Source organism: Mycobacterium sp. NGS58 (assembly GCF_059812385.1).
Window position 1 is genome coordinate 58,664 of sequence record NZ_JCALCO010000007.1, and the last position, 21,073, is coordinate 79,736.

The 21,073-nt window shown below is 67.8% G+C and carries 25 protein-coding genes; 11 read left to right on the forward strand and 14 right to left on the reverse strand.

Features of this window, described 5'->3' with window-relative positions; translation table 11 throughout:
- The first annotated feature begins 139 nt into the window (after positions 1-139).
- Positions 140-1,501 carry a type VII secretion integral membrane protein EccD gene (gene eccD / locus AC5Y4H_RS08770; RefSeq protein WP_499980737.1) on the forward strand — a complete coding sequence of 454 codons (1,362 nt, stop codon included), beginning with the start codon at positions 140-142 and terminating at the stop codon, positions 1,499-1,501.
- On the forward strand, positions 1,498-2,811 hold the full coding sequence (mycP, locus tag AC5Y4H_RS08775) for a type VII secretion-associated serine protease mycosin (protein WP_499980402.1): 1,314 nt from the start codon (positions 1,498-1,500) through the stop codon (positions 2,809-2,811). The genes eccD and mycP overlap by 4 nt, the downstream gene beginning before the upstream one ends.
- Here the strand turns inward: mycP and eccB are convergent.
- Positions 2,776-4,152 carry a type VII secretion protein EccB gene (gene eccB, locus AC5Y4H_RS08780; RefSeq protein ID WP_499980406.1) on the reverse strand — a complete coding sequence of 459 codons (1,377 nt, stop codon included), beginning with the start codon at positions 4,150-4,152 and terminating at the stop codon, positions 2,776-2,778. The genes mycP and eccB overlap by 36 nt on opposite strands.
- Positions 4,153-4,273: 121 nt before the next feature.
- On the opposite strand from eccB, the gene AC5Y4H_RS08785 reads away from it, so the two are divergent.
- The 3 genes from AC5Y4H_RS08785 to AC5Y4H_RS08795 all read left to right on the forward strand — a co-directional run bounded on the left by AC5Y4H_RS08785 (position 4,274) and on the right by AC5Y4H_RS08795 (position 6,543).
- On the forward strand, positions 4,274-5,212 hold the full coding sequence (locus AC5Y4H_RS08785; protein ID WP_499980407.1) for a cutinase family protein: 939 nt from the start codon (positions 4,274-4,276) through the stop codon (positions 5,210-5,212).
- A 42-nt stretch (positions 5,213-5,254) separates the two neighbouring features.
- The gene (locus AC5Y4H_RS08790; RefSeq protein ID WP_499980409.1) at positions 5,255-5,890 is read left to right on the forward strand and encodes a cutinase family protein; all 636 of its coding nucleotides are present in this window, start codon (positions 5,255-5,257) and stop codon (positions 5,888-5,890) included.
- Positions 5,891-5,976: 86 nt separating this feature from the next.
- Positions 5,977-6,543 carry a cutinase family protein gene (locus AC5Y4H_RS08795; protein WP_499980739.1) on the forward strand — a complete coding sequence of 189 codons (567 nt, stop codon included), beginning with the start codon at positions 5,977-5,979 and terminating at the stop codon, positions 6,541-6,543.
- A 4-nt stretch (positions 6,544-6,547) separates the two neighbouring features.
- Here AC5Y4H_RS08795 and truA read toward each other — a convergent pair whose 3' ends face one another.
- The 8 genes from truA to infA all read right to left on the reverse strand — a co-directional run bounded on the left by truA (position 6,548) and on the right by infA (position 11,200).
- Positions 6,548-7,402, reverse strand: coding sequence for a tRNA pseudouridine(38-40) synthase TruA (truA, locus tag AC5Y4H_RS08800; protein WP_499980741.1), 855 nt, complete (start codon positions 7,400-7,402; stop codon positions 6,548-6,550).
- The gene (rplQ, locus tag AC5Y4H_RS08805; protein ID WP_499980411.1) at positions 7,389-8,021 is read right to left on the reverse strand and encodes a 50S ribosomal protein L17; all 633 of its coding nucleotides are present in this window, start codon (positions 8,019-8,021) and stop codon (positions 7,389-7,391) included. The genes truA and rplQ overlap by 14 nt, the downstream gene beginning before the upstream one ends.
- A 59-nt stretch (positions 8,022-8,080) precedes the next feature.
- Complete coding sequence (locus AC5Y4H_RS08810; RefSeq protein WP_499980412.1) at positions 8,081-9,124, reverse strand: DNA-directed RNA polymerase subunit alpha; 1,044 nt, start codon at positions 9,122-9,124, stop codon at positions 8,081-8,083.
- Positions 9,125-9,201: 77 nt separating this feature from the next.
- On the reverse strand, positions 9,202-9,807 hold the full coding sequence (gene rpsD, locus AC5Y4H_RS08815; RefSeq protein ID WP_067833946.1) for a 30S ribosomal protein S4: 606 nt from the start codon (positions 9,805-9,807) through the stop codon (positions 9,202-9,204).
- Between the two features lie 11 nt (positions 9,808-9,818).
- Positions 9,819-10,238: a 30S ribosomal protein S11 gene (gene rpsK / locus AC5Y4H_RS08820; RefSeq protein WP_067345980.1), complete on the reverse strand. Its 420-nt coding sequence runs from the start codon at positions 10,236-10,238 to the stop codon at positions 9,819-9,821.
- A 5-nt stretch (positions 10,239-10,243) separates the two neighbouring features.
- Positions 10,244-10,618, reverse strand: a complete 375-nt coding sequence (rpsM, locus tag AC5Y4H_RS08825) for a 30S ribosomal protein S13 (protein WP_067129331.1) — start codon at positions 10,616-10,618, stop codon at positions 10,244-10,246.
- A gap of 195 nt (positions 10,619-10,813) precedes the next feature.
- Complete coding sequence (rpmJ, locus tag AC5Y4H_RS08830; RefSeq protein WP_003879483.1) at positions 10,814-10,927, reverse strand: 50S ribosomal protein L36; 114 nt, start codon at positions 10,925-10,927, stop codon at positions 10,814-10,816.
- Positions 10,928-10,978: 51 nt separating this feature from the next.
- Entirely contained in the window at positions 10,979-11,200 is a 222-nt protein-coding gene (gene infA / locus AC5Y4H_RS08835; RefSeq protein ID WP_003418601.1) for a translation initiation factor IF-1, read from the reverse strand.
- A 252-nt stretch (positions 11,201-11,452) separates the two neighbouring features.
- On the opposite strand from infA, the gene AC5Y4H_RS08840 reads away from it, so the two are divergent.
- From AC5Y4H_RS08840 to rfbC, 6 genes are read left to right on the forward strand one after another with little or no spacing between them, the layout of a single operon-like run.
- Positions 11,453-13,129 carry an NAD(P)/FAD-dependent oxidoreductase gene (locus tag AC5Y4H_RS08840; RefSeq protein ID WP_499980417.1) on the forward strand — a complete coding sequence of 559 codons (1,677 nt, stop codon included), beginning with the start codon at positions 11,453-11,455 and terminating at the stop codon, positions 13,127-13,129.
- The gene (locus tag AC5Y4H_RS08845) at positions 13,126-14,664 is read left to right on the forward strand and encodes an ATP-binding protein (RefSeq protein WP_499980420.1); all 1,539 of its coding nucleotides are present in this window, start codon (positions 13,126-13,128) and stop codon (positions 14,662-14,664) included. The genes AC5Y4H_RS08840 and AC5Y4H_RS08845 overlap by 4 nt, the downstream gene beginning before the upstream one ends.
- A 28-nt stretch (positions 14,665-14,692) precedes the next feature.
- Positions 14,693-15,541 (forward strand): LLM class F420-dependent oxidoreductase, encoded by an 849-nt coding sequence (locus AC5Y4H_RS08850; RefSeq protein WP_499980422.1) that lies wholly within the window; start codon positions 14,693-14,695, stop codon positions 15,539-15,541.
- Positions 15,542-15,561: 20 nt separating this feature from the next.
- On the forward strand, positions 15,562-16,452 hold the full coding sequence (locus AC5Y4H_RS08855; RefSeq protein WP_499980423.1) for an LLM class F420-dependent oxidoreductase: 891 nt from the start codon (positions 15,562-15,564) through the stop codon (positions 16,450-16,452).
- A 26-nt stretch (positions 16,453-16,478) separates the two neighbouring features.
- Entirely contained in the window at positions 16,479-17,474 is a 996-nt protein-coding gene (rfbB, locus tag AC5Y4H_RS08860; protein ID WP_499980425.1) for a dTDP-glucose 4,6-dehydratase, read from the forward strand.
- A gap of 1 nt (position 17,475) precedes the next feature.
- Positions 17,476-18,105, forward strand: a complete 630-nt coding sequence (rfbC, locus tag AC5Y4H_RS08865) for a dTDP-4-dehydrorhamnose 3,5-epimerase (protein ID WP_499980426.1) — start codon at positions 17,476-17,478, stop codon at positions 18,103-18,105.
- Here the strand turns inward: rfbC and AC5Y4H_RS08870 are convergent.
- Genes AC5Y4H_RS08870 through AC5Y4H_RS08890 form a run of 5 tightly spaced genes read right to left on the reverse strand, consistent with a single transcriptional unit; the run spans position 18,077 to position 21,061 of the window.
- On the reverse strand, positions 18,077-18,463 hold the full coding sequence (locus tag AC5Y4H_RS08870; protein WP_499980427.1) for a hypothetical protein: 387 nt from the start codon (positions 18,461-18,463) through the stop codon (positions 18,077-18,079). The genes rfbC and AC5Y4H_RS08870 overlap by 29 nt on opposite strands.
- Complete coding sequence (locus tag AC5Y4H_RS08875; RefSeq protein ID WP_499980428.1) at positions 18,460-19,389, reverse strand: metallophosphoesterase family protein; 930 nt, start codon at positions 19,387-19,389, stop codon at positions 18,460-18,462. The genes AC5Y4H_RS08870 and AC5Y4H_RS08875 overlap by 4 nt, the downstream gene beginning before the upstream one ends.
- Positions 19,386-19,775 (reverse strand): cupredoxin domain-containing protein, encoded by a 390-nt coding sequence (locus tag AC5Y4H_RS08880; RefSeq protein ID WP_499980430.1) that lies wholly within the window; start codon positions 19,773-19,775, stop codon positions 19,386-19,388. The genes AC5Y4H_RS08875 and AC5Y4H_RS08880 overlap by 4 nt, the downstream gene beginning before the upstream one ends.
- Positions 19,776-19,805: 30 nt before the next feature.
- Positions 19,806-20,513: a Rieske (2Fe-2S) protein gene (locus tag AC5Y4H_RS08885; RefSeq protein WP_499980432.1), complete on the reverse strand. Its 708-nt coding sequence runs from the start codon at positions 20,511-20,513 to the stop codon at positions 19,806-19,808.
- Positions 20,510-21,061 (reverse strand): RNA polymerase sigma factor, encoded by a 552-nt coding sequence (locus AC5Y4H_RS08890; protein WP_499980434.1) that lies wholly within the window; start codon positions 21,059-21,061, stop codon positions 20,510-20,512. Before AC5Y4H_RS08890 ends, AC5Y4H_RS08885 begins: the two co-directional genes overlap by 4 nt.
- Positions 21,062-21,073 lie beyond the last annotated feature (12 nt).

Sequence of the window (21,073 nt, forward strand, 5' to 3'; positions counted from 1 at the left end):
CCTTCCGGTGCGATGACGCTAAGTAGCGCCGACAGCGGCGGCAAGTCACCTGTGCACAACCGGATACCGGGTCGTACGGACCTGGCTATGTTTTCCCAATCCGACGGAAGGGATCGCTTTGCCTCCATCCGATACCGGGTTGCGCCGCGTGTCAGTGCATTGGGACGCTGCCGTCGTCGACGTCACCCTGCCCACCGGAATCCCTGTCGCCGCGCTCATTCCGTCGGTCGTCGACATCCTCAGGGTCGACCACGACGGACCCTGGCGCTATCGCTTGTCGTTGCCCGGCGCATCCGGATTGGATCCGTCGATGACGCTGGCGCAGCATGGGATCGGCGACGGTGCGATCCTCGTGCTGAGCCGGAGCACCGCACCGTTGCCCGCTCCCCGCTACTTCGATGCGGCCGAGGTCGTGTCGGCGGCACTCGACGCGGCGACCGAGCCACGCAGCGGCGTTTCACACACGCGCGCGGCCCGACTCATCGGGGTAGCGGCGGCGATAGCCTGGTCCGCCGTCGGCGGGTTGACCTTGATGCGTAACGCATTGCGCCTCAACGCGAACCGGGACGCCGCCACGGCGGTCACCCCGTTGGTGGCAGCCGGTGGTCTCGCCGTCGTGCTGGCGGTCGTGGCGCACCGCGGTTATCAGGACCAGACCGCCGGGCTGGCGTTGAGCCTCATTGCTACGGCGTTCGCGGCGAGTGCCGGCTTCGTCGCGGTGCCCGGCGCGCCAGGCGTGCCCAATGTGTTGCTGGCCGCGGCCGCGGGCGGTGTCACTGTGATTGTCGCGATGCGCACATCGGGTTGCGGTGTGGTCACCTCGACCGCCGTGTCGAGCTGCGCCGGGGTCATCGCGGCGGCGGGGCTGGCGGGCGTGGTCGGCGGCGCTCCGCTGCGCACCGTCGCTTCGGCAGCGGCACTGGCATCCGTCGGCCTGCTTCCCGTGGCGGCACGCGCATCGATAGCTTTGGCCGGGTTATCGCCCAAGCTCAGCACACCTGACGCGGCGGACCTCGAACCGGCCGACGCGACAACGCTTTCCCGGACGGTCCGCGCCGATAGGTGGTTGACCGGCCTGCTTGCCGGATTGTCGGCTTCGGCGACGCTGGGCGCCATCGTCACCGTGCTTGCGGGCGCGCCGCGGCTGACGTGCACGGCGTTCGGCACGCTCACCGGTGCGCTACTGCTGCTGCGCTCCCGATCCGCCGACACGAGAAAAAGGGTCGTGTTTGCGATGTGCGGAATTCTGGTTACCGCAACGACCTTCGGCGTTGCGGTCTCGCGCGCGCCGGTGTCCGGCCCCTGGATCGCGGCGGCCACGATGCTGGCGGTCGCCGGGGCGATGTACCTGGGCTTCGTCGGACCGACGCGGCCCTTTTCACCCGCCCTGCGCCGATGCGCCGGGCTAGTCGAGTTGTTGGTGCTGACCGCCATGGTTCCCTTGACCTGCTGGATATGTGGCCTCTACGGCGCCGTTCGCGGATTGAACCTCACATCATGAGTCTTTATCCGGCGGTCCGCCTGCTGGCGGTGTCGGCGTTGACGCTGGCGACCGCGTGGGGAATGCCGACGGCGCAGGCGGTTTCACCGCCGGATGTCGATGAGAGGTGGCTGCCCAAGCCCGCCGTGCCTGCGCCCCCGCGACCGACCGTGCAGCGCGAGATTTGCGCGACGATGACGGTTGACTCGGCACCGGGCCGCAAGCTGCCGACGGGTTTGGGTGACCTGGCGTCGGTATGGCAACTCAGCCGCGGCACTGGGCAACGGGTCGCGGTCATCGACACCGGCATCTCACGACACCTTCGACTGCCCGATGTAATGCCGGGCGGCGACTACGTCTCCACTGGCGACGGCACGCAGGACTGCGACGCGCACGGCACGCTGGTTGCTGGAATCATCGCGGCCACAGCCGATTCCAAGGCCGACAGCTTCAGCGGGATTGCCCCGGAAGCCACGTTGATCAGCATTCGTCAGTCCAGCGCGAAGTTCGCCCCCACCGGCGACCGGTCCCACACCGGGGTCGGTGACGTCGACACCCTGGCGAAAGCCGTTCGGGCGGCGGCAGATCTGGGAGCCTCGGTGATCAACATTTCGTCGGTTGCGTGCACACCTGCGACGTCGGCGCTCGACGACCGCGCGCTGGGCGCGGCACTGGCCTACGCCGTCGACGTCAAAAACGCCGTCGTCGTGGCAGCGGCCGGCAATGCGGGCGGCGCGGGACAGTGTCCAGCGCAGCGGACCGACGCAACCTGGCAGACCATCACGGTCGCCGTGAGTCCGGCATGGTACGACGACTACGTGCTGACCGTCGGCTCGGTGAATGTCCATGGAACGCCATCGGCATTCACCCTTGCCGGCCCCTGGGTGGATGTCGCGGCGCCCGGTGAGGCGGTGACGTCACTCGCGCCGGAACCGGTATCCGGCACGAGCTATGCCGCCCCGGTGGTCAGCGGGCTGGCCGCGCTGATCCGGGCCCGCTTCCCGGCATTGACCGCCCGCCAGGTGATGCAGCGCATCGAGACAACGGCGCATCATCCACCCGCCGGTTGGGATCCCCTCGTCGGCAACGGCACCATCGACCCGCTCGCCGCGGTCAGCACCGGCACCGGTCCTCCCGGCGACAGGCCCGGCCCAGCGAAGGCACCCGCGCCGATCACCGCGCCGACGCCGAACCAACCGCGCGATTCTCGCGCGCGCGACACCGCGCTGCGTGGAGCCGCGTGCTGTCTGGTTGCGCTGGTTCTCGCGCTGGCCGCCGGGGCAATCAGGGGTCGCCTACGGCGAGCCCACGAACGCATCCCGTGCGATTGATGCGTTCTGCCGGCTCAGCTCGGGCCCGGCGGGCAACAGCGTGAGAAGCGGCCACGGCGCCGGGCCCGCTTCGCCGAGGCCGAGGGCGCGCGCGGCGTCGTCGTCGTGAATGGCGAACCGGACGCCGGTGTCGGTGATCAGGTAGCGGGTACCGGCGTTGTCACCGGCGCGCACGTAGGCGCTTGCGCCGGGCGGCAGGTAGACGGCGTCCACAGCAGGGCCGGGGCCGTCGGCCTGCGCCAAAGCCACCGGCGCCCGGCCGGGCGGGATTGGTAGCCGGCTATCGGACAGGAAAGCGATGTCACTCCGGCCGGACGGCACCCGCTCCCAGCCGGCGCACAAGGTGTCGCCCGGATCTGACAGCGTTGGCGCCCGGTCAGGAAAGAGGCCAACCTGTAGATCGGCGACGACGGGGGCGGCCCGGATCGCATCCGGCGCGACGGTGACAGGGTTGGCCGTTCCCTGCGGGTTGTCGAACCGCAGTAGGTCGGCGGCTACCTGGCCGATGCGCTGCACTCCCGCTGCTAAGACCGCGTAGTACTCGTCGCCGTCGGCTCGTGTGATGCGAAGCACACTGCCGACAGCGAATCCGGGCAGACCCGGCGTCGTCGCGCCCCGCCCATGGATCCGCGGGGGTGCGATCGGTGGCGCTTCCGGCACGGCATTCAGCAATGCCTGCGCGACGAGCAGCGGCGTTCTGCCCTCGAGGCGCAGCGCGCGCACCACGGCGACGTCGTCGAGGTCCACCATCGCCCGGTGGCCGCCGTACAGCAGGTAGGCAGGCGAATCGGAGGCCGTGCCGACCAGAATCGCTTGCCCGGCGGGAACGCCATGCAACGCTGGCTCCTCGGAGCGGCGGCCGATGATGACGGTCGTGGTGCCAGCGCCAGCGCTAGCGCAGATCGACCAACCCACATCCTCTGGAGACAACGGCCTGCCGAGAAACTGCGGCGCGCCCGGAATGCCCAGCAGCGGACCGCGTTTGGTGGTACTCAGGTCGGATTCGGTGACCGGCTGCGGGTTGGCGGCCGCCGCGGCGATGAGCCGGGCAGAGGCCAGGTTCAGCACCGGATGCCAGGCGTCACCTACCCGAACGAAAAGTGCGCCGGACTCCCGGGTCACCGCGATCTGCGCGCGATCCAGCGTCACATGAGGCCGCAACACGGCGAGCAGCGCGCAGCCGGCCACCGCGACAGCGGTGATCAAGCACCCGAAAGCCACCGGATGGGTGCTCGAGCGAAGCCCCGCCCGGACATCCTCCCCCAGCAATGCGCTTTCGATGCGCCGCAGCAAATACCGATAAGCGCTGACGTGCAGCCATGCGGCCGGCTGACGCGGCACCCGATCTCCTGACTTCAAACTTTCGTAAACGGCCACGGTAAGCCGCCTTTTTCGGGCGCCGATGCGTTTATCCACAGGTCATTCGGGTTTCCGCGCAGCACAAGTTGGGTAAAATTGCCCGGTGAATTCTCACCGTGTACGTACCCGTCGGGCGGGCACCGCGCGGTCAGCAGGCCGTTTGATCGGCCTCGGTGCTTCTGCCCTGCTTATCGCTGCTGGCCTGGTCGCGACCCCCGCCGCAGCGCCGAAAGCCTCCGCCGATGACTGCCCGGACGTCGAGGTCATCTTCGCCCGCGGCACCAACGAGCCACCCGGCCTGGGCCGGGTCGGCGACGCGTTCGTGGACTCGCTGCGTCAGCAGACCAACGGCCTGAACATCCTGCCCTACGGCGTGAACTACGCCGCCAGCAAGTTGCAGCTGCACGGTGGCGACGGCGCCAACGACACCATCGACCGCGTCAAGAAGAGCGTGGAGAAGTGCCCCAACACCAAGATCGTGCTGGGCGGCTACTCGCAGGGCGCCTCGGTGATGGACATCGTGGCGGGCGTTCCGATCGGCGGCATCGGCTGGGGCAGCTCGCTGCCGCCGCAGTACGCCAGCAACATCGCGGCCGTCGCCACCTTCGGTGACGTGGCCGACCGCGCCGGCGGCACCCTGCCCAGCCAGAGCACGCTGCTGGGATCCAAGGCCATCGACCTGTGCAACCCCAACGACCCGATCTGCCACGCCGGCCCCGGTAACGAGTGGAGTGGGCACACCGAGGGCTACGTCCCCGTCTACACCACCCAGGCCGCGGCGTTCGTCGCGCAGAAACTGGCGGCCGCCGGCCTCGGCCAGCAGTCGCCCGCGTTCGGTCCGCCGCTGGGTCCCGGCTACGGCCCGCAGAACTCCCCCGGCTACGGTCCACAACAGCCCGGGTACGGTCCACAGTCGCCGGTTTACGGGCAGAACCCGCCCGGGTCGGGCCCGTCGATCCACGGCGGCACCGGCCCCGGTCCGGCCCCCGCGCCGTCGGTGCCGGCTCCGGTTACGGACGCACCGCAAGCACCTCTCGTCTAAATCGTTACCGTCGGGTTATCAACGCCCCCTTAACATCGCTGTGTGAGGCTTATCCCGTTCGGGCTGGGCATCGGAGTTGGCGTGACGGGCGCGTTATTGATTGCTCCCCAATTGGTTCCGCATGCGTCGGCGTCGTGTCCCGGTGTTGAGGTGGTGTTCGCCCGGGGCACCGACGAGCCACCGGGTGTCGGCAAGGTGGGCGGTGCCTTCGTCAGTGCGCTGCGTGAGCAGACCCGCAAAAGCGTTGGCGCATATGGGGTGAACTACCCGGCCAGCAAAGACTTCCTGGCCGCCACCAACGGCGCCAACGACGCCAGCACGCACGTTCAGCAGATGGCCGTCAACTGCCCCAACACCAAACTGGTGCTGGGCGGCTACTCCCAGGGCGCCGCCGTCGTCGACATCGTCACGGCCGCACCGATATCCGGCCTCGGCTACCGCCAGCCGTTGCCGCCCCAGGCCGCCGACCACGTCGCCGCCGTCGCCCTGTTCGGCAATCCGTCCGGCCGGGCGGGTCAGCTGATGAGCGCCCTGTCCCCGAATTTCGAAGGCAAGACCATCGACCTGTGCAACCCGGGCGACCCGATCTGCTCGGGGGGCACGCAGTGGAGTTCGCACCTGAGCTACGTGCCCGGATTGACCAACAGGGCCGCGAATTTCGTCGCGGGCAGGGTCTGACCTTGAGTCAGCGCTGGTGCGGCGCGGCGGGTGCCGCGCCCATCGCGGCGGCATCGCTGCTCGCCCTGGCGGTCACCACCCTTCCCATGCCGGCCGCATCGGCGGAATGCCCTGGTGCCGAAGTGGTTTTCGCCCGCGGCCGCGAGGAGCCACCCGGCGTCGGTTACGTCGGTGCCGCGTTCGTCAATTCCCTGCGTGCGAAGGTGCGCATGCCGGTAGGAGCCTACGGCGTCAACTATCCCGCCGATGTCAGCCCCGCCAAGGGCGCCAACGACATGAGCGCGCACGTCCAGCAGATGGCGAGAACCTGCCCGGGCACCCGCGAGGTGCTCGGCGGCTATTCGCTGGGTGCCGTCTCCGCCGATCTGGTTGTCGCCGTGACCCAACCGGCATTCGGATTCACCAACCCGCTGCCACCGGCACTGGATCAGCAGGTGGCCGCGATCGCCTTGTTCGGCAACGGCACCCGCAAAGTCCTTGGCCCGGTTCCGGATTTCGACCCGGCCTTCGCCGCCAAGACCATCGATGTGTGCGCCAAGGGTGACCCGATCTGCTCTGCGGCGGGGCTGAATTGGCCTTCGCATCTGCAGCCGTCGTACATCGACTCCGGGCTGGTGGATCAGGCCGCGGGCTTCGTCGCAGCCAGGCTGTGACCGCTCAGTCCCGCGAGCGCACATCCCGGGTGATCAGGTTGCGCGCGCCCAGCTGGTCATCGGGCGGGTAGTCGACACCGACCAGCGACAGCCCGTGGGCGGGTGCGGCGGCGAAGTCGCTGGATCGCTCGGTGGCGCTGAGCAATTCGCGACAGTAGGAGACGGGGCGGCGGCGCTCGCCGACGGCCAGCAGCGCGCCGACCAGGGAGCGCACCATCGACCAGCAGAACGCGTCGGCGCTGACGTGCGCGGTGATCAGGTCACCGTCGCGGGTCCAGTCCAGTCGCTGTAGGTCGCGAATGGTGGTGGCGTTCTCGCGATGACGGCAGAACGCGGCGAAATCGTGCAGTCCCAGCAGATCTCGCGACGCGGCCGCCATTGCCTCGACGTCCAGCGGGCGCGGCCAGGCGGTGACGTAGCGGGCCTGAAGCGGCTGCACACCCCACGGCGCCGTCGAGATGCGATACACGTAGTGACGCCGCAGCGCCGAGAACCGGGCGTCGAAACCCCCAGGCGCCCGGGTGATATCGACGACCCGGACATCGGTGGGCAGAAACCGGCCCAGCCGGCGCAGCAGCGGCAGGAACTCCGGCTCACCGATGTGCGGTGCACGCGGATAGGCGTTCGGCAGCGCGTCCAACGGCACGTCGACGTGAGCCACCTGGCCGGTGGCATGCACTCCGGCGTCGGTGCGTCCCGCCGCCCGCAGCCGCACCGGCGTGCGAAAGACGGTCGTCAGCGCCTCGTCGAGAATTCCCGCCACGGTCCGTTGGCCGGCCTGAGTGGCCCAGCCGGCGAAACCCGTTCCGTCGTAGGCGATGTCGAGCCGCAGACGGACGTTCTCGTTAACTCTCGTCAGCCTCGTCGTTCGCCTCGGCGGCTTCGGCTTCGGCTCGCGCGGCCACGGCCTTGTCGGCCTTCTCCTCGGCCTCGGCCTGCGCCTTGGTCGGCTCGGCCTCGGGTGTGGTCTCCTCGGCCTCGGCCGTGACTTCCTCGACCGTCGGGCCGACGGCTTCGGAAGGCTCGACAGCCGCCTGAGGTGCCGCCGCCGCCGCGACAGGTGCATCCGTCTTCTTCGAAGCCTTCACCCGACGAGCCCGATCGGCCTCGGAGGTGACCGTCTTCTCCCGCACCAGCTCGATCACGGCCATGGGCGCGTTGTCGCCCTTGCGCGGCTCGACTTTGATGATGCGGGTGTAGCCGCCGTTGCGGTCGGCGAAGAACGGGCCGATCTCCTCGAACAGGACGTGCACCACGTCCTTGTCGCGGATCTTCTTCAGCACCTCTCGACGGTTGTGCAGCGCACCCTTTTTCGCGTGCGTGATCAGCTTTTCGGCGTACGGCCGCAACGCACGCGCCTTCGGCTCGGTCGTCTTGATTCGGCCGTGCTCGAACAGCGACGTGGCCAGGTTGGCCAACAGGGCCTTCTGGTGCGACGACGACCCGCCGAGGCGGGGTCCCTTGGTGGGCTTGGGCATGCGACTGTCTCCTAATTGGGGCCGGCCCCCGTATCAGGTAGGGCCGGGACGGAATTCTTCTACAGCTGTTCGGTTTCCGCGTAGTCCTGCTCGTCGTAGGACGCCTCGCTGGACCACGTGCCGGTGGCCACGTCGTAACCCGCGACCTGCGAGGGGTCGAAGCTCGGCGGGCTGTCCTTGAGCGACAGGCCCAGCTGGTGCAGCTTGACCTTCACCTCGTCGATGGACTTCTGACCGAAGTTGCGGATGTCGAGCAGGTCGGACTCGGTGCGGCTCACCAGCTCGCCGACGGTGTGCACGCCCTCGCGCTTGAGGCAGTTGTAGGACCGCACCGTCAGATCCAGGTCGTCGATCGGCAGGGCGAACGACGCGATGTGGTCGGCCTCGGCCGGCGACGGCCCGATCTCGATGCCCTCGGCCTCGACGTTGAGTTCGCGTGCCAGACCGAACAATTCGACCAGGGTCTTACCGGCCGACGCCAGCGCGTCGCGGGGGTTGATCGAGCTCTTGGTCTCGACGTCCAGGATCAGCTTGTCGAAGTCGGTGCGCTGCTCGACACGGGTGGCGTCCACCTTGTAGGTGACCTTGAGCACCGGCGAGTAGATGGAATCGACCGGGATGCGGCCGATTTCGGCACCGGAGGCGCGGTTCTGCACGGCGGGCACGTAGCCCCGGCCGCGCTCGACGACCAGCTCGACCTCGAGCTTGCCCTTGTCGTTCAGCGTCGCGATGTGCAGGTCGGGGTTGTGCACGGTGACACCGGCCGGCGGCACGATGTCACCGGCGGTGACCTCGCCCGGCCCCTGCTTGCGCAGGTACATGGTGACGGGCTCGTCCTCCTCGGAGGACACCACCAAGCTCTTGAGGTTCAAGATGATCGCGGTGACGTCTTCCTTGACGCCCGGCACGGTGGTGAATTCGTGCAGCACACCGTCGATGCGGATGCTGGTGACGGCCGCACCCGGAATCGAGGACAACAGCGTGCGGCGCAACGAATTGCCCAGGGTGTAACCGAATCCCGGCTCCAGCGGCTCGATGACGAACTGGGAGCGGCTGTCGGTGAGGACTTCCTCCGACAATGTGGGTCGCTGAGAGATCAGCATGGTGTTTCTTCTTCTCCTTCTCGGCACCCGCTATTTGATGCCGTTAGGGTTTTCGAGCCGGTCGGCTCGAAAAGTCCTTACTTCGAGTAGAACTCGACGATGAGCTGCTCGGTGAGCGGCACGTCGATCTGTGCCCGCTCGGGCAGCTGGTGGACGAGGATGCGCTGACGCTCCCCCACCACCTGCAGCCAGCTGGGGATCGGGCGGTCGCCCGCCGTCTCCCGCGCGATCTGGAACGGCACGGTGTTCAGCGAGCTGTCGCGCACGTCGATGATGTCGTGCTGCGACACCCGGTAGCTGGGGACGTTGACGTGCACTCCGTTGACGCTGAAGTGTCCGTGGCTGACCAGCTGACGCGCCATGCGGCGGGTCCGGGCCAGACCGGCCCGGTACACGACGTTGTCCAGCCGGCTCTCGAGGATGCGCAGCAGCTCCTCACCGGTCTTGCCGGATTGCCGCACGGCCTCTTCGTAGTAGCGACGGAACTGCTTTTCCATCACGCCGTAGGTGAAGCGGGCCTTCTGCTTCTCCTGCAGCTGTAGCAGGTATTCGCTTTCCTTGATCCGCGCGCGGCCGTGCTGGCCGGGCGGGTAGGGACGCTTCTCGAAGGCCTGGTCGCCACCGACGAGGTCGGTGCGCAGCCGGCGCGACTTGCGGGTGATGGGTCCGGTGTAACGAGCCATGGTTGTCTCTCCTAGACCCTTCTGCGCTTCGGCGGGCGGCAGCCATTGTGCGGTTGGGGGGTGACGTCGGCGATCGCGCCGACCTCCAGGCCGGCGGCCTGCAGCGACCGGATCGCGGTCTCCCGGCCCGAGCCCGGGCCCTTCACGAACACATCGACCTTCTTGACGCCGTGTTCCTGCGCCTTGCGCGCGGCGTTCTCGGCGGCCAGCTGGGCCGCGAACGGGGTCGACTTCCGGGATCCCTTGAAGCCGACGTGACCCGACGACGCCCAGGCGATGACGTTGCCCTGGGGGTCGGTGATGGTGACGATCGTGTTGTTGAAGGTGCTCTTGATGTGGGCGGCGCCGTGCGGGATGTTCTTCTTTTCCCGCCTGCGGGTCTTCTGACCCTTCTTGGGCGCGGCGGCGCCTGCCTTCTTTGCTGGTGGCATCGGGGTTACCTGGCCTTCTTCTTGCCGGCGATGGTGCGCTTGGGACCCTTGCGGGTGCGCGCGTTGGTCTTTGTCCGCTGACCGCGCACCGGCAGGCCGCGGCGGTGCCGCAGGCCCTGGTAGCAGCCGATCTCGATCTTGCGGCGGATGTCGGCCTGCGTCTCGCGGCGGAGGTCACCCTCGACCTTGAGGTTTGCCTCGATGTAGTCACGCAGGTGGGTCAGCTGGTCATCGGTCAAATCCCTGGTGCGCAGGTCCTTGTCGATGCCGGTAGCTGCGAGAATCTCGTTCGACCGGGTGCGGCCGACGCCGAAAATGTAGGTCAGGGCGATCTCCATCCGCTTGTCCCGCGGAAGGTCGACGCCGACTAGTCGAGCCATGGGTGGCGTTTCCTCTTTTTCTAGGCGGAGGTCTGTTCCCAGCCCGTTCCCGCAGCCCCGGTAGGGGTGGTATCTCGCGGGGCCCGGCCTCCGTCCGGGCGTGGGATGAGCTGGCCCATCTCTATAGATGCCAGCCGCTCACTGGTGCTGGGAGGTCTGCATTCAGTTGTGTCGGGGGCGCGGCTTGCCCTGGGGCTAGCCCTGGCGCTGCTTGTGGCGCGGATCGGAGCAGATCACCATGACCCGCCCATGCCGACGGATCACCCTGCACTTGTCACAGATTGGCTTGACGCTGGGGTTCACCTTCACGGCTGTTCGATCCTGTTCTGTTTCGCTCGTAGTTTTTAAAGATCAGGCGCTTTACTTGTACCGGTACACGATGCGGCCACGGGACAGGTCGTAGGGAGACAACTCCACCACCACCCGGTCTTCGGGCAGGATGCGGATGTAGTGCTGCCGCATCTTGCCGCTGATGTGGGCAAGCACCTTGTGACCGTTCTCCAGCTCAATGCGGAACATCGCATTGGGCAGGGGCTCGACCACCCGGCCTTCCACCTCGATGGCGCCGTCCTTCTTGGCCATAACTAGTTAAGAGTCCTCGTCGTATAGTTTCGTTTTCATCTGCGCCTAGTCGACGCGACAGTGCACCGACTTGAAACGTGAGCCGGTGACAGGAAATTCCTAGGGACTTGGCACACAAAAAGTCGGCGCGGATGCCGCACCGTTGTTCCACGATACCTGGTCAACGGGCGTGCGCCAAAATCGCTTACCGAGAAATCCGGGCCGCGACCTCGACCCGCCATACTACGCGTGACGAGCGCATACTTGAGCGCGATGACAGGTCCCTTCGATGGCGCAGCGCAGCCGCGCAAACCCGTGATACTCACCGTCGACGACGATCCCGCGGTGTCGCGCGCCGTGGCCCGCGATTTGCGCCGCCACTACGGCGAGGAACACCGCATCGTGCGGGCCGAATCCGGTCCGGAGGCCCTGGAAACCCTCAAGCAACTCAAACTGCGGGGGGAAACCGTCGCCGCCCTGATCGCCGACTACCGGATGCCGCAGATGACCGGCATCGAGTTTCTCGAACAGGCGATGGACCTGTACCCGCTGGCGCGGCGGATCCTGCTGACGGCCTACGCCGACACCCACGCCGCGATCGACGCGATCAACGTCGTCGACCTCGACCACTACCTGCTCAAGCCGTGGGACCCGCCGGAGGAAAAGCTCTATCCCGTCGTCGACGCGCTGCTGGAGGCCTGGCGGGCGGCGCCGGAGCACCCCATCCCGCACACCAAGGTGATCGGGCACCGCTGGTCGGCGCGGTCCTGGGAGGTCCGCGACTTTTTGGCGCGCAACGGGCTGAACTACTCGTGGTTCATGGCCGACGAACCCGACGGCGAGCGCCTGCTCAACGCCGCCGGCGCCGACCGCCTGCAGCTGCCCGTCGTGGTCACCGAGCGCGGCGACCCGCTGATCGAGCCCACCAACGCCGAACTGGCCGACAAGCTTGGCCTGACCACCACGCCGTCGCAGGACTTCTACGACCTGATCGTGGTCGGCGGCGGACCCGCCGGCCTGGCCGCCGCGGTGTACGGGGCCTCCGAGGGCCTGCGCACGGTGCTCATCGAGCACACCGCGACGGGCGGCCAAGCCGGCCAGAGCTCGCGCATCGAGAACTACCTGGGCTTTCCGGACGGGGTGTCGGGCGGGCAGCTGGCCGACCGCGCCCGCCGGCAGGCCGAGAAGTTCGGCGCCGAGCTGATCACCGCCCGCAAGGCCGTCGCGCTCGAGGTGAACGGAGCCAAGCGCACGGTGCGGTTCGCCGACGGCGGCTCGGTTCACGCGCACGCCGTCATCCTGGCCACCGGCGTCGCGTACCGCCAGCTGCAGGCCGAGGGCTGCACCGAGCTGACCGGCTGCGGCGTCTACTACGGCGCCGCGGTGTCGATCGCGTCGGACTGCGAGGGCGAAGAGGTGTACGTGATCGGCGGGGCCAATTCCGCCGGCCAGGCCGCCATGTATCTGTCGCGGACGGCCAAGTCGGTCAACATCGTGGTGCGCGCCCCGTCGCTGGAGGCGTCGATGTCCTACTACCTGATCCAGCAGATCGAGGCGAACCCGAAGATCAACGTCCTGACCTGCACCGAGGTGCAGCGCGCCACCGGCGACGGCCACCTGGAGCAGCTCAGGTTGGTCAACAACCGGACCAACGAGGTCGAGGACGTCACCTGCGGGCGGATGTTCATCTTCATCGGCGCCGCCCCGCGGACCGACTGGCTCGACGGGGTGCTGGCCCGCGACGACCATGGCTTCATCCTGACCGGGCCCGACCTACGCAACGTGTGCGGCTGGACGCTGGACCGCCCGCCGCACCACCTGGAAACTAGCGTGCCGGGGGTATTCGCCACCGGCGACGTCCGCTCGACGTCGGCCAAGCGCGTCGCGGCCGCCGTCGGAGAAGGGTCGATGGCCGTGATGCTGGTCCACCGTTACCTGGCCGAAGCATGACCGCCGCCGAATCAAGGCCCATGCCCTGCGAGCCCGACGAGCTGCGCAGCCTGTTCCTCTTCGAGGCGCTGACCGATGAGCAGCTCGCGGTGCTGTGCGCCAACGGGCACATCGAAAACTACGAACCCGGCCCGATCTGCGTCGAGGGCGAACCCGCCACCTGCTTTTACGTGCTGATCGAGGGCGAGCTGATGATGTCCAAGCTCTCCGGCGGCCAGGACATCGAAACCAACCGCACCTCGCAGCGCGGTGTGTATTGCGGGGCGTGGCGGGCGTTCACCGGCGGGAAGCAGAAGAACTACGACGCCTCGGTGCACGTGACGAAGCCGTCGCGGTTCTTCGTCATGGACGCCCCGGTGTTCGCACAGTTCATGCGCGACCAGTTCCCGATGGCCGTCCACCTGCTCGATGGCATCGCCGTCGGCACCGACCGAACCCGCCGGATCATCGACAACCGCGAGAAGCTGCTGGCGCTGGGCCGGCTGTCGGCCGGACTGACCCACCAACTCAACAATCCGGCGGCCGCGATCTCGCGGGCCGCGTCGGATCTGCGCGAGCGGGTGGCCAACATGCGGCACAAGCTGGCGATGCTCGCCGACGGGACGATCTCGCCCGAGGCGCTCAGCGCCCTGGTGCGGCTGCAGGAGCGGGTCGCCGAGCAGGTCGCCAAGTCCGCGTCCCAGCACCTGAGCGCGCTCGAGACCTCCGATCGCGAGGACGCCGTCGGCGACTGGCTGGACGACCACGGCATTGAGGGCGGCTGGGAGATCGCGCCGACGTTCGTCGAAGGCGGCGTCGACACCGATTGGCTGGAGCGCATTTCCGCGGTCAGCGACGAGTTGGCGTCCGCGTCGCTGGAGATGGCAATTCGATGGATCAACTACACCATCGAAAGCGAGCTGCTGATGAACCAGATTCTCGAAGCGAGCAAACGGATTTCGGCGCTGGTGGCCGACGCCAAGCAGTATTCGCAAATGGATCGGGCCCCGTTCCAGGTGGCCAACGTGCACGACCTGCTGTACAGCACGCTGGTGATGTTCGCCGACCGGCTGACCAAGGACGGCGGCAAGGACGCCGCCAGTCCGCATCCCGCGATCACCGTCGTCAAGGACTTCGACAAGTCGCTTCCCGAAATACCCTGCTACCCAGGCGATCTCAACCAAGTGTGGACCAACATCATCGACAACGCGCTGGCCGCGATGCGCGAGACCGGCGGCACTCTGACCGTACGTACCTGCCGATACGGCGACAACATGGCGCGCGTGGAAATCTGCGACACCGGGCCGGGAATCCCCGCCGACATCCGCGAGCACATCTTCGAGCCGTTCTTCACCACCAAGCCGTTCGGGGAGGGCACCGGCCTGGGGCTGGACCTCGCGTTCAACATCGTCGTCAAGAAGCACCGTGGGGACCTGCGGGTGGAATCGAAACCGGGCGACACCCGTTTCATCGTGCTGTTGCCGCTGGAGCCGCCCGCCGTCGACGCCGTCGCCGCGGACCTCGACGCCGATGAGGACGTCGCCGCCGCGGAATAGCTCTCGCGGGGCGCGGGTTGGGAACACCATGACCGATGCAGCGAAGAAACCCGATCTCGGCCGGTTCGGATCGTTCGGACGCGGCGTGACACCCGAGCAGGCCAGGGACATCGAAGCGCTGGGCTACGGCGCCGTCTGGGTCGGCGGTTCACCGCCCGCTGAGCTGGCCTGGGTGGAGCCCCTTCTCGCGGCCACGACGACGTTGCAGGTGGGCACCGGCATCGTCAACATCTGGACGGCGGCGGCCCAGCCGGTGGCCGAGTCCTTCCACCGCATCGACAAGGCCTACCCCGGCCGGTTCCTGTTGGGTATTGGCGTCGGCCATCCCGAGGCACACACCGAGTACCGCAAGCCCTACGACGCGCTCACCGACTACCTGCAGCAGCTCGATGACTACGGCGTGCCCGCCAACCGCCGGGTGGTGGCGGCGCTGGGCCCGCGCGTCCTCAAGCTGTCCGCGGAACGCTCGGCCGGGGCGCACCCCTACCTGACCACCCCGGAACACACTGCGCGAGCCCGCGAACTCATCGGGCCGTCCGCTTTCCTGGCCCCCGAACACAAGGCGATCCTGACCACCGACCCCGAGAAGGCCCGGGCCGTCGGCCGCAAGGCGCTCGACGTCTACTTCAATCTCGCCAACTACCGAAACAATTGGAAGCGGCTGGGTTTCACCGAGGACGAAGTCACCCGCCCTGGTAGCGACCGCCTGGTGGACGCGGTGGTGGCGTATGGCACCGTGGACCAGATCGCGGCGCGACTCAAAGAACACCTGGACGCCGGCGCCGATCACGTCCCCGTGCAGGTCCTCACGAAGGATGAAAACCTGGTGTCGGCGCTGGCCGAACTGGCGGGGCCGCTGGGTTTGACGCCGTCCTGACCTGCCGTAGGGGGAGCTGGATGACCGAGGGAGTTTCACTCAAACCCGGGCTTGGCCGGTACGGCGTGTGGCTGCCCACCCGATCGATCTCCCCCGAATTGGCGGCGGGCATCGAATCGCTGGGCTACGGCGCCGCCTGGATCGGCGGGTCACCGGACGCCGACCTGTCCTGGGCCGAGCCCGCCCTGGCGCAGACGACGTCGCTGCAGCTGGCCACCGGAATCGTCAACATCTGGTCGGCGCCCGCCCCGGCCGTCGCCGAGTCCTTCCACCGGATCGAATCCGGCCATCCGGGAAGGTTTTTGCTGGGCATCGGGGTGGGGCACCCGGAGCACACCGGAGAATACGTGAAGCCCTACGACGCCCTGGTCTCCTACCTCGACGAACTCGACGCGGCCCTGGTGCCGACCAGCCGTCGGGTCCTCGCCGCGCTCGGGCCGCGGGTGCTCGGCCTCGCGGCGCGGCGCAGCGCCGGCGCGCATCCGTACCTGACCACGCCCGAGCACACCGCCAAGGCGCGCGAGTTACTGGGTGGGGCCGTCTATTTGGCGCCCGAACACAAGGTGGTGGCCCCCGCAAGCGGGAAATACCCCCACACCACCGACGCCGAGGAGGCCCGAGCGATCGGTCGTCGGACTGTCGAGTTCTACCTGGGCTTGAGCAACTACGTGAACAACTGGCTGCGGCTGGGGTTCACCGAGGCCGATGTGCGCAAACCCGGCAGCGACAAGCTGCTCGACGCGGTGGTCGCCTACGGCACCGCGGAGGACATCGCGAGGCGGTTGGCCGAGCATCTGGATGCCGGCGCCGACCATGTGGCGATCCAGGTGCTGGGCGGGGGCGACGAAAAGGCCCTTCTAGCTGCGCTGAGTGAATTGGCCGGACCCCTGGGGCTGACCCACGCGAGCTGACCGGTCGGCTCGGTTAGGGTTTGGGCATGCGGTTACTGGTCACCGGCGGCGCTGGATTCATCGGCGCCAACTTCGTGCACAGCACGGTCCGGGAACATCCCGAGGACTCCGTGACGGTGCTCGACGCCATGACCTATGCGGGTCGGCGCGAGTCACTGACCGACGTGGAGGACTCCATAGAGCTGGTGGTCGGTGACATCTCCGACGCCGAGCTGGTGGGGCGGCTGGTCGCCGAATCCGACGCGGTGGTGCATTTCGCCGCTGAAAGCCACGTGGACAACGCATTGGACAGTCCCGAGCCTTTCCTGCACACCAACGTCGTCGGCACCTTCACCATCCTCGAGGCGGTGCGGCGTTACGGCGTTCGGCTGCACCATATCTCGACCGACGAGGTCTACGGCGACCTGGAGCTCGACGACCCGCAGCGGTTCACCGAGGCGACGCCCTATAACCCGTCGAGCCCGTATTCGGCGACCAAGGCCGCCGCCGATATGTTGGTTCGCGCCTGGGTGCGCTCGTATGGGGTGCGCGCGACGATCTCGAACTGCTCCAACAATTACGGGCCGTATCAGCACGTCGAGAAGTTCATTCCGCGCCAGATCACCAACGTGCTCACCGGCCGCCGGCCCAAGCTGTACGGCACCGGCGCCAACGTCCGCGACTGGATCCACGTCGACGACCACAACAGCGCGGTCCGGCGCATCCTGGACAAGGGCGAGATCGGGCGCACCTATCTGATCAGCTCCGAAGGGGAGCGCGACAACCTGACCGTGCTGCGCACGCTGCTGCAGATGATGGGCCGCGAGCCCGACGACTTCGACCACGTCACCGACCGCGTGGGCCACGATTTACGGTACGCCATCGACCCCACGTCGCTGTGTGACGAACTTTGTTGGGCGCCAAAGCACACCGATTTCGAGGACGGCCTGCGTGCCACCATTGACTGGTATCGCGCGAACGAATCGTGGTGGGGTCCGTTGAAAGACGCCGCGGAGGCCCGCTACGAAGAGCGCGGGCAGTAGCGTGCAAGTCCGCGAGTTGAAGGTTCCCGGAGCCTGGGAGGTCACTCCCAACGTCCATGGGGATTCGCGTGGCCTTTTCTTCGAATGGCTCAGCGACAAGGGATTCCGCTCCTTCGCCGGCCACGGGCTAAATGTCCGGCAGGCCAATTGTTCGGTGTCGTCGGCCGGTGTGTTGCGCGGATTGCACTTCGCCCAGCTGCCGCCGAGCCAGGCCAAGTATGTGACGTGCGTTCGCGGTGCGGTGTTCGACGTTGTCGTCGACATCCGGGTCGGCTCGCCGACATTCGGGCAGTGGGATTCGGTCCTGCTCGACGACTCCGATCACCGGACGATCTACATTTCCGAAGGTTTGGGCCACGGTTTCCTTGCGCTGCAAGACAATTCGACGGTGATGTATCTGTGCTCCGCGGAATACAACCCGCAGCGCGAACACACGATCTGTCCGACCGATCCGGCGCTGGCCATCGACTGGCCACTGGTGGACGGCGCCACGCCCAACCTGTCCGACCGAGATGCCGCGGCGCCCAGCTTCGCGGAGGTGCGGGCCTCCGGCCTGCTGCCCACCTGGGACGAGACCAAGACATTTGTCGAGGAAATGCGGCTCAAGCAGCCGCGGCCCGATTCCTCCTAGCCGCTAACGCGCTCGCCCACAACGCCACCGTGAGCACCTCGGCCATCACACTGAGGGCGGCGTACGGCGCCGGGTCCCATCCCCGTTCAAGGAAGCCGGACAGGCCGACGGTGCGTGACAGAACGAATGCCACCAGCGAACCGGCCGCGAGCGCGGCACCGGCCCAGCGCAGCCACCCGGGTCCGCCGATCAGGATCAGCAGCGCGACCGCGAACGAGAGGCTGGCCTGAATCACGAACGCGGTGCCGATCGTCGGAATATGTCGGTAGCCATGCACATAGAGGTAGGCGTGGCTGGTGGCGCTGACGGCCAACGACACGGCGAGGCCGACGCGGATCAGGATACTCGTCAAACTCATTGCAGCGCAGTCTCCTTTAAGGCCAGAGCGGTCTCTCCCCTGGCGTAGCTGACCTCACGGATGCCCAGTGCGTCGCGCAGCTTGCCGGCCGGAAGCGTGACCGGCTTGGGCGCGGGCCCGTCGCCCGGCCGGGGCAGCGGGTAGGCGGTGGTGGTGCCGCTGTAGAACGTGACGTTGTTTTCCGTTTTGGAGAACAGCTGGTGGACATGACCATTCAGGCAGGTCACCGAGGAGAAGCGGCGCAGGTAGCTCAGCGCTTGCGTGGCGTCGTCGGTGCCCCAGCCCCATTGCGGGTACATCGCGAACAAAGGGATGTGACTGAACACGATGATGGGCGTATCGCTGGAAAGGCGCGCGACATCGCGCTTGACGAACTCCAACTGATCGGCACCGAGATGCCCGAGCTTGCGCAGATTCAGCGTGTTGACCAACGCGATCAGGTGCACTCCGGCGATGTCAGCGCTATACCACCCGTCGCCAACGGAGCCGGCGCCGAACGCGTTCCGGTACTTCTGCCCGGCGTCGTCGATCGAGTCGTGTTCTCCGGGCACGGTGAACACGTGTGGCGTCTTGAGGCCGCTCATCATCTGCTTCACCCGGTCGAACTGCTCCGGGCTGGACAGGTGGGTGAGGTCCCCGGTGTGGATGACGAAATCCGGTGTGTAGCCGAGGTTGTTGACCAGATCTATCGCGTGGCCGAACGTTGCGGTGACGTCGGGGTTGGGCGCACCGGTGAACCCGAGGTGGCTGTCGCTGATTTGGGCGAACCGCAGCGTGGGCCGCACCGCCGCGTGCTGCGCCCCGGCCTGGCCCGCGACATGCGAGATGACCTCGCCGCCGGCCACGGCGAACCCGACCGCCGCACCGAACCATGCCGTGTGCCGGATGAGCTGGCGGCGAGTCATGCCGTTCTCTTTGTTATTCATCCCGTCACCACCACCGTGCCGTGCATCATCGGGTGGATCGAACAGACGTAATCGAAAGTCCCCGCCGTGGAGAAGGTGTGGGTGAAGGTGGCGCCCGTTCCCATGCCGGGTGAGTGGAACGAGCCGTCGCTCGCGGCCACCGTGTGGGGTTCTTCGTCGCGGTTGGTCCACGTGACGGTAGTCCCGGCGGGCACGGTCAACGTCCCGGGCGCGAACGCGAAGCCGTCGATGTTGACCTGGTCGCCGCGGACCGGAGCCGCCGGCGCGGTGATCGAGATCGCGGTGGTGGGCGCGGCGGTGGTCGCCACCGGCCGTGGCTGGGAGCAGCCGGCCAGCAGCAACACACCCGCGGCCGCCAAAAGTCTTCGTAGCATGGAGATATCCATGCCAAGAGATAGCGCGGCGGGTTACACCGCTCAGGCCGGCCGGCCGGGGCCCGGTGGGGCGAACACCTCGATGATCCCGTTGACCTCACGAGCCATCAATGCGGGCAACGGTTTTGGCGCTATCGGCAACTGATGGGTGAGCACCTGCCCGGCGGGCGAGAACGACGTAGTGTGGCAGGGGCAGCGCAGTATGTCGTCGGGCGCGTCGAACCACAGCTTGCAGCCCTGGTGGGTACACACCCCGGAGATCGCCTGGATCCTGCCGTCGACGCGGCGGACGAACCCGGTCACCGAGCCGAGGTCGAAGGCGTGCATCGCGCCGTCGGGCACGTCCGAGCCGGCTGCGACGCGCTGCCAGCTGCCCTGGTTGGGCGTGAGTTGCCCGCCGGCAGTATCGGGCGTACCACCGTCGCCTGCGTGGCCCGCGGTCAGGGCCCGGTCCACGGACACCGCGGCGACCGCCGCGGTGGCGGCGGCCGACGTGCCGACGAGGACCTGGCGGCGCGTGCTGCCGCGGCCCGGCGGCGTTTCCGTCGGGCCGCCCGCCATCTGCTCGGCAACCCGCCGGTGCAGATCGGCGACGAACTCCGGGCGGGGCGCGTCACCACCCTCGCGAGCCGCGCGCAGCTCGATCGCGGTGCGGACCTGCGCGGCCTCGAAGTCGTCCGGCGCGAACGGCCTGGGCCGGCGCCCCCGCAACAGGTCGTCGACGTAACGTCGCAGCGATCGCGCATTCATGGCTGGCCCCCATCGTTGACCTGCGCCGCCAGCCGCAGGGCGCGGTGCTGAAGCACTTTGGCATTGGCCACGCTGATCCCGAGTTCCGCGGCTGACTCCTTGATCGAATTACCCCGCAGGAAGCGGGATTCCAAAATCTGGCGGTAGCGGTCCGGCAGGCTGTCCAGTACGCGGGCGACGCGCTGCGGCGCGGTGCTGATCGCTTCCTGGCTGTCGGCGGGTTGTTCGATGTCCTCGATCGAGGTTATCTCTCGCCCCAGCGTCTCTCGCCAGTGCGCGGCCAGCACCGTCCGGGCCGTCGCCCGCAGGTACGCGCGCACCTCCGCGACGCTCGCGGTCAGTCGCAGCGGCCGCAGCGCGGCGAGGAACACCTCGGCGGTGAGGTCTTCGGCGTCGGTCTGGTTGCCGACGCGCGCGAACAGCGTGCGGTACACCCAGGTCACGTTGTCGGAGTACACGGCTTCCCAGTTCGGGTAGCCGACGTCTTGGCCATCGTCGGGCACCGCGCGCAAGGGTCGCGGCCCGACGGGTTCGTTTCTTGCCGCCACATGCCTCCTTCA